Below are 13502 nucleotides of genomic sequence, written 5' to 3' on the forward strand. Positions count from 1 at the left end.
TCTCCCTTCTATCTTGGTCTTCCAAAACCATAAAAGTGTGATTTCCAATATTTTGAATTAATTGAAGTGTACTGAATTGGATCTCCTGCGTGAATCATCATGCCATTCCCTGCATATATTCCTACATGGGATATTGGTGTTCCACTATTATATGTTGAATGGAAAAATATAATATCGCCAGGCTTTGCTTCACTTGGACTTACTGGATTACAATAGTCTTTGTATATTCTCCATGCAGTTGTTCTTGGCATTCTTTTTACTCCAGACTTTGTAAATGACCAACATACAAAACCTGAGCAGTCAAAATTAGATGGTCCACTTGCTCCAAAGACATATCTTTTGCCTATGTGTTTTTCTGCTTCATTAAATAAAGCTTTAGCAGTAGCTGAATCAAAAGCAAGACCAGGATTTCCAAAGTTTGGATTGTCTACTATTTCTCCTAAGTCCCCATTACCTGATCCAAAAACATCTCCCATATTCCCCTTAGCTTCAAGTAAGGCTTCATAATGAACTACATTGTCTGGATAATCTTTAAAAATTTCCCTAACAACTTCATCCATTTCTTTTTTCTTTAAAGTTACAATTAACTTTTTATATTCGTACTCTTCTTTTTCATAGCTAGTATAAGGATTGCCACGACTATCATATCTAGTCCTTGCTACTGTTCTTGTTCTAATTTCAATTTCTTCCTTAAAATCAAGCTTATACATCTTATCGAAAAGCTCTTTTAGAATTCCTTTTACTTCAGATGCTGATTTTACTTCTCCACATCTTGAAGTTATATAGGATAAAAGTTCATGGGTATTATGACCAATTTCTCCTTCTTTATTTATGATATATTCGTCATATCCAGGATGACTCGTTTTTACACTTTCGATTTGTGATTGTAGGTCATATTCCATTGATGAAAATTCTTGATTTACTTCACTTAGAACTGTGTCTTGTGATAGGTATGTTGTTGTCATTACTGAGTTTACAGAGTTAGAAAGTCCACTCATTCCAACACTTCCACCACCTACAAATATAGATATAGCAAGTCCTAAGCCTATAACTACAAATAGAACTGCTTTACCTTTTCTAATGATTAACTCTTTAGAAGCCTTACCTAAACTTAAAATAGCTTTTTTAACTTTATCTACAAGTCTTGTTTCGTGCTTTTTAGCTATCATGCTCTTCATTTGTTTTCTTTGGTAAAACTTTTTAAAAAAACTTTTCTTTTTATAGTCTTCCTTCTTCCTTAACTCTTCAAGTCCCGACCTAAATTCAAGCTTGGTCTTTCTCTTTTTTATTTTCTTATCTAAGTTGGAAAGTTTTTTAATAGACTTCTTCTTTTTATTTAGCTTATACTTTCTTATCCCATGATTTAGTTTAGATGAAAGATTAGCTAACTTTTCTCCCGACTCTACTCCTGAATTATCAGAACCTTCTTTTAGATAATCTCTTACAAGCTCTGATGATTTTGCTCTTGATAATAAAATCCCTGATTCAAGTTTATCTTTGACATTTACTTTTAATGTTTTATCCTTTATCTTTTTTCTTTTCTTATCAAGTTCTAAGATTTTCTTATCTTTTATGAAGTCTTTTACATCATCAGCTTTTACTTCTTTTCTTAAATCCTTGATTTTCTTTCTAGTAAGAGCTTCACTTTCATAATTTTTCCTTTTGTAATAGGTTTTTTTCTTATTTATATTCTTTTGAGCTAAAGATTCTTTTGAACTTATATCTTTTTCTTCTTTAAGATTTTCACTAAATCTTTCTTCAATTGCAGAGTCTTGGTTATCTTTTTTAAAATCAGTTTCATTAGCTTTTAAAGTAGTATTTTCCTTAACTTCTATAGACTTTTTGTAAAGGCTCTTTTGGTAATCTTTTAATCCCTTACTCTTTAAATCATTAGACTTTATACCATTTTCATCATTCTTAATTTCAATCTGTTTTTCTTTCCTATATCTTCTTTTACTTTTCTTAGTCTCAATAGGTTTATCTTCACTTGTATGAAGCATTTTAGATTCTTTTTGACTAATCTTATCTTGAAACCTATCCTTACTATGAGTAATCTTATCTTGAAAGTTTTTTTGAATTTGTCTTTTACTTTTTGACTTCTTATTAGATAAAGGCTCAACATTTGGATTTGTATCCTCAGTCGTTAATTTATCATTATCACTACTTCTTTTAAGATTTCTATTAAAATCTACCTTTCTATAATCATAATCAAGCTCTTCATTCTTATTAAAACCATCGTTTTCAATATTTTCTAAAACACTTTCTGCCTTAGTTTCACTTAAATCTTCATTAACTTTATTCTTGCTTTCACTTACTTCTTTTTTGATTCTTTCTTTATTTTTAGATTTTTGAAAGTCCATTAGTTTTTCTTTTTTCTCCGAACTTGTCTTTACTCGCTCATGGATAAGTTTAGATTCCTTATCAGCTATTTTGTCCTTAAACCTATCCTTAGTCTTAATAATCTTATTGGTATAATCATCTGAATGAACAAGTTTACTATCAACATTCTTTTGAGGAGCGTCCCTATTTCGTATAATTTTCTTTTGGAAATCTTTTTTTAACTTCTTATCCATATCACACCTACTTAGCTTCTTCTGGTTTTGTTGTCATCAGTTTATATAGCATGGTGTCTTTAGGGAATTTATCTATAAAGGGAACAATAGTATTTCCGAAGAATAAAAGTCCCTCACCTGCATTTGAATTAGTTATATAGTTTAGCTGATAAGGTGATATTTTAAGTTTCTTAGCAAGAATATCCCTATCTCCAGATGCTTGATTTAGCATTAGAACAAAGTCTGTATTATCAAATATATTTTCAATTTCCTGACTTGTTAAAAGGTCTTTTACGTTTTGAGTTATACCTGTTGGAATACCGCCCCATTTTCTAAATCTTTTCCATATTTCTACAGAATATGAAGCAGTTTGTGGGTCTTTTAATAAAAGGTGGAACTCATCTATATAGTATCTTGTAGACTTGCTTCCTCTATTTAGGGAAACCTTGTTCCAAACTTGGTCTTGAATTACAAGCATACCTATTTTTTTAAGTTGTGTTCCTAGCTCTTTTATATCAAAACAGAGCAGTTGCCTATTTAGGTCAACATTTGACCTATTATTAAATACATTAAGACTTCCCTTAACATAAATTTCCATTTCTGTTGCGAGTTTCTTGCCAACTCCCTCTTCTTGAGATAGGAGCATATCGTATAAATCTCCAAGTATTGGCATATTTTCAGGAATAGGGTCTTCAAAATATTTTTGATATATCTTTGGTAAACACCTATCTATAACAGATTTTTCTGCAGCAGTAAGTCCACTTCCACCAACTACAAGTTCAAGCATAGACATTATGAAATTTGCCTTATCCTTTAGTGGTGCGTCCCCATCTCCATAGTTCATATTAATATCTAGTGGGTTTAGGTAGTCCTTTGATTTTGCCGAAACTTTAATAACTTCTCCATTAAATTGTTTTACAAGGTTTGAATACTCGCCTTCAGGATCACAAATAATTACATCGTCAACTGTGACAAGAATTGCATTTGCCATTTCTCTTTTTGCCGAGAAAGATTTACCAGAACCTGGTGTACCTAAAATAAGTCCATTAGGGTTTTTAAGTTTCTTTCTATCTGCCATTATCAAGTTTTGGCTAAGGGCATTTAAGCCATAATACAAGGAATTTGCCGAATCAATAAATAGCTCTTCTGTTGTAAAAGGCATAAAGACCGCCGTTGATGATGACGTTAAAAATCTTTTTATCTCCACTTGATTTATTCCAATTGGTAAGATTGAAACAAGTCCTTGTTCTTGCTGATGAGTAAGTCTTTTTACTTGGCAATTGTGCCTATTTGCAATTGATGAGATTTGTGCAATAGTGTTTTCTAATTTTTGATTAGTCCTTGCAAAATTCATCATTACTATGGTAACTACAAAGAGCCTTTCGTCCCTATTTTGTAAGTCTGAAAGCATTCCCTTAACATCTGCCCCATAGGTATTAATGTCTGACGGGATAATATCCATATCATATCCTGCTCGAACCGCCTTTTTCTGCTCCTCAATTTTCATTCTATCTAGGTCTGTATTTTTTCTTTTTATTAGCTTAATTGCTTCTGCTTGCTCGACAACATCAATATGAAAGGCTACATAAATATTGTCATCAATATCTAAAAACTCTGATAACATTCTGTCTGATAACTCACTTGCAAGTATTTGAAAATGACTTGTTGCTCCAATATATTTACCAAACTTAAAATTATTTGCTGGTGTAAAGTTAAAGACATTTGGTGTAATTCTTGTCTTTGTTGACTCTTTCTTTTTTAAATCCTTATATGAAAAATTAAAATTCTTATCAGGATTAAGCATATCGTGGATTAACTTTAATCTTTCCTCTCCATCAAGACTTTCTGCCCTTACTCCCATTGATTTAAAATTAGATAAGATATCTACTTCAAGTCTATTAAGTTTTGCCCTTGCTTGCTCAAGATTGTCTGCTTCTGTGGTAAAGGTTATATACTTCATCTTTTTAAGTCCATTATTTCCCTTTGCAAGTTGAAGCTTCAACATCTCCCTAAACTCTTTTCTTACATCGTCATAGAAGTCTCCTTTATCAGCAATTTTTATTGCATCTTGAAGATCTTCATTTCTTCCTAATTGGTTTACATAAGAAAGTTCAATGTGGACACTTGGATCAAAGGAATTTAAAAAGTTGGCAAATTGGTTAAAGATTAAATCTCTATCTTCTTCCAATGCCAACTGGTAATTTATATCTTGAAATGCAATTGTTTTTGAATAATTCTTTTCATCTAATTGACAAATTCCCTCTGGTAACATTCTTAAATATGGAATAGTATCTTCTACCGTGAATTTCTTCTTTTCTTTCTTTAGAAGTATATTTAGCAAGTTATTCTTATTTTCTATCTTTGCTTTTAATTTCTTTACTTCCTTTTTGTCTTCTTTTAACTGTCTTTGCCTTTGACTTAATTCTTTGATTTGCTTTTCTCTTTTCTTCAAGGTAGACCTCCCTTCTTATCCTTTTATTTGGCTGATAAAACTTGTGTAGATAGAAAAACTTAAAATATTTTTCAAAAGTTAAGGTGTCTTTTTCATATAGGGTTATAAAAAAGATTGGCAAGGTTACTATTAGCATTACAATAATTGAAATATCATTAGGTAAATATTTCTTCACAAATAGATAGGTAGGTATGCCAATTAGTCCTGCCACAGAAAAACCTATTAACTGTCTTTTTGTTAGATTAAAGGCTACTTTTGTTTTTATCTTATCCAAGTCTTTTGGTATTGGTACATAAGCCATTTTAATCTCCTCTTACAATATCTTTTGAAACTTCAACAATGTGGTCATAGTTAGAAGTCGTTTCTTCTTCTAGGTAACTAACTCTTTCATTTAATTCTTCAAGTAATTCATCATTGTCATCGTTGTATTTTCCTTGGTACATAATAAACTCATTATGACAATGACCAAGTTTATTGATTTTATTTTTCAATAGGTTGATTTCTTCTTTTTGTCTTTTCTCTTTTAAAATTTCAAAAATAGATCCTGATAAAATGCCAAGACCTAACAAAATATATTTTTTCTTTTTATCCATTTATTCCTCCTAGTGTGTGTTCATAATGCTTTTTGCAACTGTTCCACTCTTAAACATCATTAGTCCAAGTAGTAGAGCATATCCTAAAATGCTAAAAAGTGATGCGTGAATATCTGTAATTTGAACTGTCCTTATTAAAACCGTATAGATACCCAAACATACCATCAAAAACAAACCTTGTAGTCCCAAGGCAAAAAGTCCCTTGATATAATTTGTTCCAATCTGACCCCATTCTTTATTTCCCATAGTCGCAAATGGTATTGAAGATACTGATGAATAGACATAAATTTCAAACATACGTCCATAAACTATTAGAGTAATTACAAGTGATATACCTTGAATTGCAAGCCTTACTAGACCTGTTTCAACAAGCACCATTAATAACTCGCCTACGTCTTTTTCTTTTAATGTATCAACCATTGCAACAATCTGATCTCCTGAAACAGTGGCAGAAGTAGTGATTACCCCTGCCGCCCTATTTACAAGATTTTGTGCCACGTCAAATACTGCCATTGAAAATTCAAAGGCATGGCTTGCAAGGTAGACCGCTATAAACATCTTTATAATGTATTTGAAAAACTCAAAAGTATCTGTATCATGCATATTGTTCTTCTGCATAACCATATTTATGAGTTCAATACACAAGACCGCCGTTATAATAAGACCAGCTATCGGGACAATTACATTATCATTAATGCTTTTAATGAAGTTATATACTTCTCCATTCCATCCCATTGGTGTTTTACCAACATCAGTTGCAATAACTCCTACCTTGTCATTTATATCTAAAAACATTGACTCAAGATTTGCTTTGATACCTCCAAGTAGCATCTCCTTAAAAAATTCAGTCAGCTTATCAAAGATACCAAACATAGATCTGCTCCTAGTTTAGAGCATTTGCAAGTAGTGGAATTAACTTCATACCAATCAACACAATTCCTCCACCAGCCATTAGCTGCTTTATGCCTAATTAAAGATTGTAAAATACTTGTAGTGTGTCTGTATTTCCTATGAAATTGTAGTAAATATCAATTGTTTGGGTGATTTCTCCATTCACTACTTCTTTTTCGTGAACATAGATTTTTGAGATGAGTTCGTTTAAGGTTTCTTTGTCCAGCTTCTTTATATCCCTATGTTTTTTTATGAGTTCAATCCATTTTTTGACATTAATATCTTCAAGATCTTCTTTAACAATCAATTTTTGATTATCTTCTATTCTTTGGTTTAAATAGTCTTGTTCTTTCTGTGATTTTTCAAGAATTTTTTGGAAGTTGCTTTCACTTATCTTATTATCTAGCCAGTCATCATATAGTCTTTCAATCTTTTTAGTTAAGTCTTCTACTCTTATCTGATCTTCGTAAATCTTATCCATGATAAATTTTTGTTCTTCTTCATTATCAATTTCTCGTGATTTTTCAAGTGCTTTTATGATTTCTTTTTCATCTTTTAATGCTATTTCTGCATTTTTTCTAATATCTTTAAGCACTATCTCATAAAGAGTATCGTAATAAATTCTATGTTGACTACATAATGACTTCCCGTATCTTCTATAAGTGTTACAAGTGAGTAACTTTTCTCTTTTTTTCGATTTGTTTCTTCCAAGATTTAAAGATTTTCCACAATCGGGGCATTTCACAATGCCTGCAAATATGCTTTCTTCTCTATTTTTGAATGGTCTTCTCCTGCTCTTTAATTTTTCATTTGCTATATTATAAATATCTTCAGAAATAATTGGTTCGTGTGTATTTTCTACTATTATCCATTCCTCTTTAGGTTTATCGGATAACCAACCTACTTTGAATTTATAATTAACTTTTTGACTAGCAATATGACCAATATAAACTGGGTTTTCAATAATTTCTTTTAGGGTTGTGCAGTCCCACCAATACTCTCCACCATCTACGGTCATTTCTAACTTAGTTTTTTTATTTCTAAGTCCTTTTTTTCTATTCCACCAGGTAGGTGTAGGTATTTTTTCTTCAAAAAGTCTTCTCCTAATTGCTTGTACTCCATAACCACTAAAAGCAAGATCAAAAATTTTTTCAACAATCCATGAGGTTTCATCATCGATTACTAATTTGTGTGGATCATCATTGTCTTTCCTATATCCTATTGGAGCAAGACAACCAATAAATTTTCCTTGCCTTGCCCTTGTCATATAGGCAGATTTCATCTTTTTGGAAACATCTCTTGAATAAAACTCGTTTAAAACATTTTTAAAAGGAACTATTTCGTTGTTTTCTTGAAAGGTATCTACTCCATCATTTAAAGCTATATATCTGACATTGTTCTTTGGGAAGAAATTTTCTGTATAGTATCCAGTCTGCAAATAGTTTCTTCCAAGCCTTGATAAGTCCTTAGTGATGACTATATCCACTTTCTTATTTTCAATATCTCTAATTAGTCTTTGAAATGATGGTCTATTTGTATTTAATCCAGTATATCCATCATCTATATATACATCGTAAATACTCCAACCTTTTGATTTTACATAGTTTTCTAAAAGTTCCTTTTGGTTTTGTATGCTGGCACTCTCTCCTTTCTGCTCATCATCTTTAGATAGTCTGCAATAAATTGCAGCTTTGAATGAAAAGTGATTTGAATTTGTTTGTATCATTTCCTATTCCTCCTTGTTTGAGTTTTCAGAAATAACACAACTTTCTCTAAAACTATTTTTATTATAGCACTCTTTTTTATTACTATCAATATTATATTTGTTATACTCAATTTCATTAGTCTTATTTAATTTGCTTGATTTTTTTATTAATCTTAGAAAAGCGTCTGTGTCTGTTCTTCTATTATCATAATTTCTTTTTACAATATATTTTATTTGTCTTTTTGTCATAGATTGTCCTTTCATGCAATAAAAAAAGGCGATTAGATTTTTAATTTTCTAATCGCCTTTTAAGTGTCATATTTATCTTTTTATTATCTCTGGCATACTTTGATACCTTTTTAGACTTAAAGTCTTTAATAGTGGCTTTCCACCTCTTTTTATCTATAAAGATTCTCCTACATCATAGTTCATTTTTTTATTTCCTCCTTGATGTCTTAGTTTTTCTTTATCTTCTTCATACCATTTTAAGATTGTCGCATAATGGTTTTGATAGGTCTTGCCACTACTTTTCATGTATCTTGATAGTTTATTTATCATTATTTCTGTGTGTGAGTTTAATTTTTCTTTAAGGTTCTTATATTCTTCTTTGCTTAACCTTACATTTTTGAATTCTCCATAAAAAATGGGGGTGGACTGTTCTCCTCTCCCCTTATCTATACTAACCTTATCTAATCTACCCTTACCTATACTGGGTTGACCACTTGACAACCTTTGGTCAACCAAATGACAACCAACTTTTTCTTCTGAAATATATGCTCCATTTTCCGTTTGATAAAGCTGTTGTTTCTGCTCTATATACATTGTTGGCTTATATCTGTCTTTTCTAATAAAATTATTTATCTTCCAATGAGTAATGACGATAATTCCCTGATCAAAGACTATCACAAAGCCTTTGGCAATGAGTATTTTTAGATCATCTTCATTTGCTCCGATAATCTTGATGATTTTCTTAGGATTATTTACAAAACCATCATCATCTGCCCTCATTGATAGATGAAAATACAGACATTGACTACTTAGTGGCATATCCAAAAATAAGTCGCTATCTACTATCTTTAGTGAAAACATTCTTTTATCTGCCATGCTCTCCTACCTTTCTTCAAATAAAAAAAGACGATAGTTTTTTACTTCTATCGCCTTACATATTGCTATGATTTAACATAATTATATATTAAATTTTTAAGTCTTTATTATTTAACATCTTACTAAACATATCATGATACATATCTTTAGAAGATTCTTCTATCTTGGTAATGGTTGATACCTTATTCCCTGCATCCTTTGATGATGCTCCACAAAGATAAAAGGCTTCATTTCCCGTTCCATAGTCTATGGCAATGTATCTATCATGGTATTTTTTACCCGCTATTTTCAGTTTCAGGTCTATATTAGGATATTCTTTTCTAAAATCATCTAAGATATTTTTTGTAAGCATATCCTTGTTTTTAACATTATCGCTAAAGACTATGATTTGAGTCTTATCTCTTGCAGCTCTTAAAAGTTCTAATGTTTTAAGCCCTATATAGTTATCTATAACATAAATACTTTTCTTTGCTGATTTATATATTTTTGTATAGGCAACATCAGCTTCTATCTTATCTCCATTCATCAAGAGGAAATGTTTATATGTTTCCGGGTCTATAAAATTATCCATTACCTTTTTTAAATCTTCTTTAGTAGCTAATGTGTTAATCTTGCTATCTATCCTTGCAATATCATTTGTGTTTTGATTTGTTTGAATTGCTATTTGAACTAATTCCTTTGAGCTGATAAAATCTTGATTTTCAACGATGAAGTCTTTCATCTGCTTAAACATTCGTATTAAAGCCTTGCTCTGTTTAACTGCAAGTTCTCCCCTTAATACAGTCATAAGCATATAAATACCCTGCTCTGTAAAAGCATAAGGTAGTTTTCTACGACCACCCCAACTTGATGTCGATTTTTTCGATATCAAGTTTTCAAACTCTGATTTCGTCAACTGAAACATAAAATCATCATCAAATTTCTCCGAATTATTTTTTACTTGTTCGTTAAATCTTGTCGTTGTATACCCATATATTTCAGCTAACTCAAAATCAAGCATAACCTTTTGATTTCGTATATAGTAAATCTTACTTTTAATTGTAGTTTCATCTATAACTACAATTTCCTTATTTTGCTCTGCCATAAAATTCACCTCCTATATATTTTGGGGGCTACAACTTGTAGCCATTTTATCTTTGTTTCATTTAGCTTACAGCTCTTAAGCCAATTATCCATCATATTTTCAAAGTCAATTTCTATAATTATACCAAAAATATTAAATCTTTTCTATCTCTCCCTATCTCTCTCTATCTATCTCTATATCTTTCTCTATCTCTATCTCTTGTCGGACATGGGTTGGACTCATTAAGGACAATGTCCTCTTTTAATTTTATCCAATAATATCTCTTGTTTGTTGCCATATCTGCTCCTTTCTTGATTTTCGATAATCGAAATTCTTGATTTCCGATTTTCGGAATTCTGGACTTCTGCTTTTCGGAAGTCTTGTTATTTTAGGTGTCTAAGGGTGTAACTTTTCGTTACTCCCTTAGATTTCTCTGGTCATATCTTTTTTGCTTGGTTTTACTTTTTCTTTTACTTTTCTTTTGACTTTCTCTTTTGTCTTATCCTTGTTATTGGATAGGTCTTTGTATTTCTTTATTTGTTTTAGGATACTTTCTTTTTCTTTTTTATTTTCCTTGGCTATGACTTGTTTAAAGGCATATTCCATTACTTTTATGTCTTTGGCTTGGAAGAATATTTCATAGTTTTGGCTTTCTTTGTTTTTCATTACTGAGAAACTTACTCCAAGTTTGTTTAGTTCTTTTTTTAAGTCTTTGAGATTGCTTTGATCTATGCTTATATTTTCTAGTTGTCCTTTTTTATATAGGTCTTTTATTTTCATTTCACCGCCCATAAGGCTTTTTAGGTTGCCATTTGCTTTTTCTAAAGTTTCATTCATCTTTTTTCTTATTTCTTTGTCTAAGTTGATTGATTCTTTTGCTGCCTTTATTGTGTATGTTATTATGGTTTGTGCTGCTTGACCTGCTTCTTTGCTTATTTCTTCGTTTATCATGCCTTTCTCTCCTTTGTTTGAATTAAAAAAAGGGAAGTATAGGCTTTAATTTTTCTATACTTCCCTTTGATTGTTTTTATTTTATTGTTGTTGGTGGTGGAGTGCTTATTTTGATGTTTTTATAGCTTTCTTAGGTCTTTGTACCTTTTATACTTTTAAATAGCTTAAAATAGCTTTCCACCTTTAGTAGTTTATGTGTGTTCTTTTGTCTGATAGATAGTTTTTCATGTTGGAATATATTATCTGTATTTCTTTATTTGTTTTAGGATAATATTTTATTATATGTTAAATTACAATTGATCCTACAATGTAATCTGCTATTTTATCTGGATACTTGGATTTGTTTTTTCAAACTATATAATTACCTACATAAAAAAACTGACGACTAGTTATACTAGCAATCAGCTTCATTTACATATCTTTTCCTTTATCTACTAGTCACCTAACCCAATTAGGTTATCACTATATATTATTGCATATTGAGTTAGCTTAATTAATTTTTTAATATATCTTTTAACTTTAGATAAGGATACATTAAATTTTTCTATACTTTCATTTTCTAATTCAGTATTTGTTTCTATAAAATTCATTACTGATTCTGCAAACTCTTTTATATATACAATATCAGAGTTATCAATTTTTGATGTTCCGTATGGTTCTAATTTATAGTATATATCATAGTAACTAAAGCTATCTTTATACTCAAAAAAGAAATCCTGTAAACCCTCATCCTCAATAATATATGATTTTTTATCTTTTTTATTTATACTTTTCTCGTTAGCTTCATTAATATTTTTTGCTGATACTATTACCAGAGCCATAATATCTCCTTTTTATTTTATAGGATATGCTGTTACAACATGACCTCTGTTATTTATAACTACTTTTAGCCTATTTAAAGATTTACCATGATCAGTTCCAATCTTAGAATAAAAGTTTTTAATAAATACATATCCATATCTGTTATTTGAATTTGCACTTACAGTAGCAGTTCCATCTGTTAGAGTTCTCTTTATCGCATTTTTTATGTCGAAATTTTTAATAAACTTTGATGTTCCTTTTACTTTACTGTTGAAACCATGCCTATATAAAATGTGGTTTCTAAATACATCATCTCCTAAGTTATACCCTTTTGCAACTTTTCTAATCAAGCTAATTGCTTTAGAAGATGATATTTTTTTAATAGCTCTTTTTACTATACTTTTATTTTTTGAACTTTTGTTCGCAAATTTTAGAACTTCATCCATTTTAGGAACCATTTTTCCACCTTGTCTAAAGTATGCGCTTGATGGTAAAAATGGTAATAATGCTGCTGTATCCAGAACTGCCCAACCAAAATTTCCAAAACTAGGATCATTTAAAAAAGTTGCCCAGCTAAAACCAGCCATAACTACATCTAAAACATCCCATAGACTCCTGGTTTGAATTCCTTCATCATTATAAATAAGCTCATCTTCATCTGCTGAATAAAAAGCATAATTTATATCACTCAGCTGTTCTTCAGTGTATAGTATTGATTCAGTATTAGTATCATCTACTAAATAGCTATCTAAATTTTGTGAACTCGCTATTACTGGTGCATAAGAAGTTGCAAGCATCATCACAGATAGCATAAGTGCCGTAAATCGTTGTATTATTTTCATAATATCCTCCAAGTGTTTTTTTGATACTATACAACCTAATTTTTAATTAATCTAGTATTAATAATCACATTCTTTTTTTAATTTTTATTGACATTTAATAGCTGGTCTATTACTCAAATGTAAAATCTCCCTTCAATAAACTATATGATTTACTATTAGGAGATTTTTAGTTTAACAATGTTTATCTAAAAATAGAAAATCTCCTAAAATTTCTTTTCTAAAGCAATATAAAGTATAAAGGATAACTTGCCAGTTGGTTTGTTAAATTGACCAGTATTTTCTTGAAACACCCATCATAAATTAACCTTTGTCTGCTTTCATTTTACCTTTCCACCTTTAGTAGTTTGTGTGTGTTCTTTTGTCTGATAGATAGTTTTTCATGTTGGAATATAATATCTGCACTTCTTCATTGTTCAGCGCTTTTATTTCTTCTGTGCTTTTATATGTTTTGTATGTTCCATCTTCATCTGCTTTTATGAGTTCATCTATTAGCTCTTGCCTTTTATTCATCTCTATTACCTCCTAAAACGGTCTTTATTTTCTTGGTC

General features: G+C 30.4%; 14 protein-coding genes. All 14 read right to left on the minus strand.

What is annotated here, in order from left to right:
* Positions 1–8: 8 nt before the first annotated feature.
* The 14 genes from KQI68_RS05420 to KQI68_RS05485 all read right to left on the minus strand — a co-directional run bounded on the left by KQI68_RS05420 (position 9) and on the right by KQI68_RS05485 (position 13464).
* Positions 9–2573 (minus strand): C40 family peptidase, encoded by a 2565-nt coding sequence (locus tag KQI68_RS05420; RefSeq protein WP_216549117.1) that lies wholly within the window; start codon positions 2571–2573, stop codon positions 9–11.
* A 7-nt stretch (positions 2574–2580) separates the two neighbouring features.
* Complete coding sequence (locus tag KQI68_RS05425) at positions 2581–5004, minus strand: VirB4-like conjugal transfer ATPase, CD1110 family (protein WP_216549118.1); 2424 nt, start codon at positions 5002–5004, stop codon at positions 2581–2583.
* Positions 4901–5305: a PrgI family protein gene (locus tag KQI68_RS05430; RefSeq protein WP_216549119.1), complete on the minus strand. Its 405-nt coding sequence runs from the start codon at positions 5303–5305 to the stop codon at positions 4901–4903. The genes KQI68_RS05425 and KQI68_RS05430 overlap by 104 nt, the downstream gene beginning before the upstream one ends.
* 1 nt (position 5306) lies before the next feature.
* Positions 5307–5597 carry a hypothetical protein gene (locus KQI68_RS05435; protein WP_216549120.1) on the minus strand — a complete coding sequence of 97 codons (291 nt, stop codon included), beginning with the start codon at positions 5595–5597 and terminating at the stop codon, positions 5307–5309.
* 9 nt (positions 5598–5606) lie between these two features.
* On the minus strand, positions 5607–6470 hold the full coding sequence (locus KQI68_RS05440; protein ID WP_216549121.1) for a VirB6/TrbL-like conjugal transfer protein, CD1112 family: 864 nt from the start codon (positions 6468–6470) through the stop codon (positions 5607–5609).
* A gap of 10 nt (positions 6471–6480) precedes the next feature.
* A complete protein-coding gene (locus tag KQI68_RS05445) occupies positions 6481–6561 on the minus strand; it encodes a Maff2 family mobile element protein (protein ID WP_425516610.1) in 81 nt (26 codons plus the stop codon).
* A 6-nt stretch (positions 6562–6567) separates the two neighbouring features.
* Positions 6568–8214: a recombinase family protein gene (locus KQI68_RS05450; RefSeq protein ID WP_216549122.1), complete on the minus strand. Its 1647-nt coding sequence runs from the start codon at positions 8212–8214 to the stop codon at positions 6568–6570.
* Between the two features lie 3 nt (positions 8215–8217).
* The gene (locus KQI68_RS05455; RefSeq protein ID WP_246541252.1) at positions 8218–8457 is read right to left on the minus strand and encodes a hypothetical protein; all 240 of its coding nucleotides are present in this window, start codon (positions 8455–8457) and stop codon (positions 8218–8220) included.
* Positions 8458–8595: 138 nt separating this feature from the next.
* Complete coding sequence (locus KQI68_RS05460; protein WP_216549123.1) at positions 8596–9297, minus strand: replisome organizer; 702 nt, start codon at positions 9295–9297, stop codon at positions 8596–8598.
* An 88-nt stretch (positions 9298–9385) separates the two neighbouring features.
* Entirely contained in the window at positions 9386–10381 is a 996-nt protein-coding gene (locus tag KQI68_RS05465; protein WP_216549124.1) for an ORF6N domain-containing protein, read from the minus strand.
* Positions 10382–10783: 402 nt separating this feature from the next.
* A complete protein-coding gene (locus KQI68_RS05470) occupies positions 10784–11311 on the minus strand; it encodes a PcfB family protein (protein WP_216549125.1) in 528 nt (175 codons plus the stop codon).
* Between the two features lie 434 nt (positions 11312–11745).
* The gene (locus tag KQI68_RS05475) at positions 11746–12132 is read right to left on the minus strand and encodes a hypothetical protein (RefSeq protein ID WP_216549126.1); all 387 of its coding nucleotides are present in this window, start codon (positions 12130–12132) and stop codon (positions 11746–11748) included.
* 12 nt (positions 12133–12144) lie between these two features.
* Positions 12145–12954 carry a hypothetical protein gene (locus KQI68_RS05480; RefSeq protein WP_216549127.1) on the minus strand — a complete coding sequence of 270 codons (810 nt, stop codon included), beginning with the start codon at positions 12952–12954 and terminating at the stop codon, positions 12145–12147.
* A 336-nt stretch (positions 12955–13290) separates the two neighbouring features.
* Entirely contained in the window at positions 13291–13464 is a 174-nt protein-coding gene (locus KQI68_RS05485) for a hypothetical protein (RefSeq protein WP_216549128.1), read from the minus strand.
* Positions 13465–13502 lie beyond the last annotated feature (38 nt).

Origin of the sequence: Peptoniphilus ovalis (assembly GCF_018919265.1) — a bacterium.
In the GTDB taxonomy this organism is placed as follows: Bacteria; Bacillota; Clostridia; order Tissierellales; family Peptoniphilaceae; genus Peptoniphilus_A; species Peptoniphilus_A ovalis.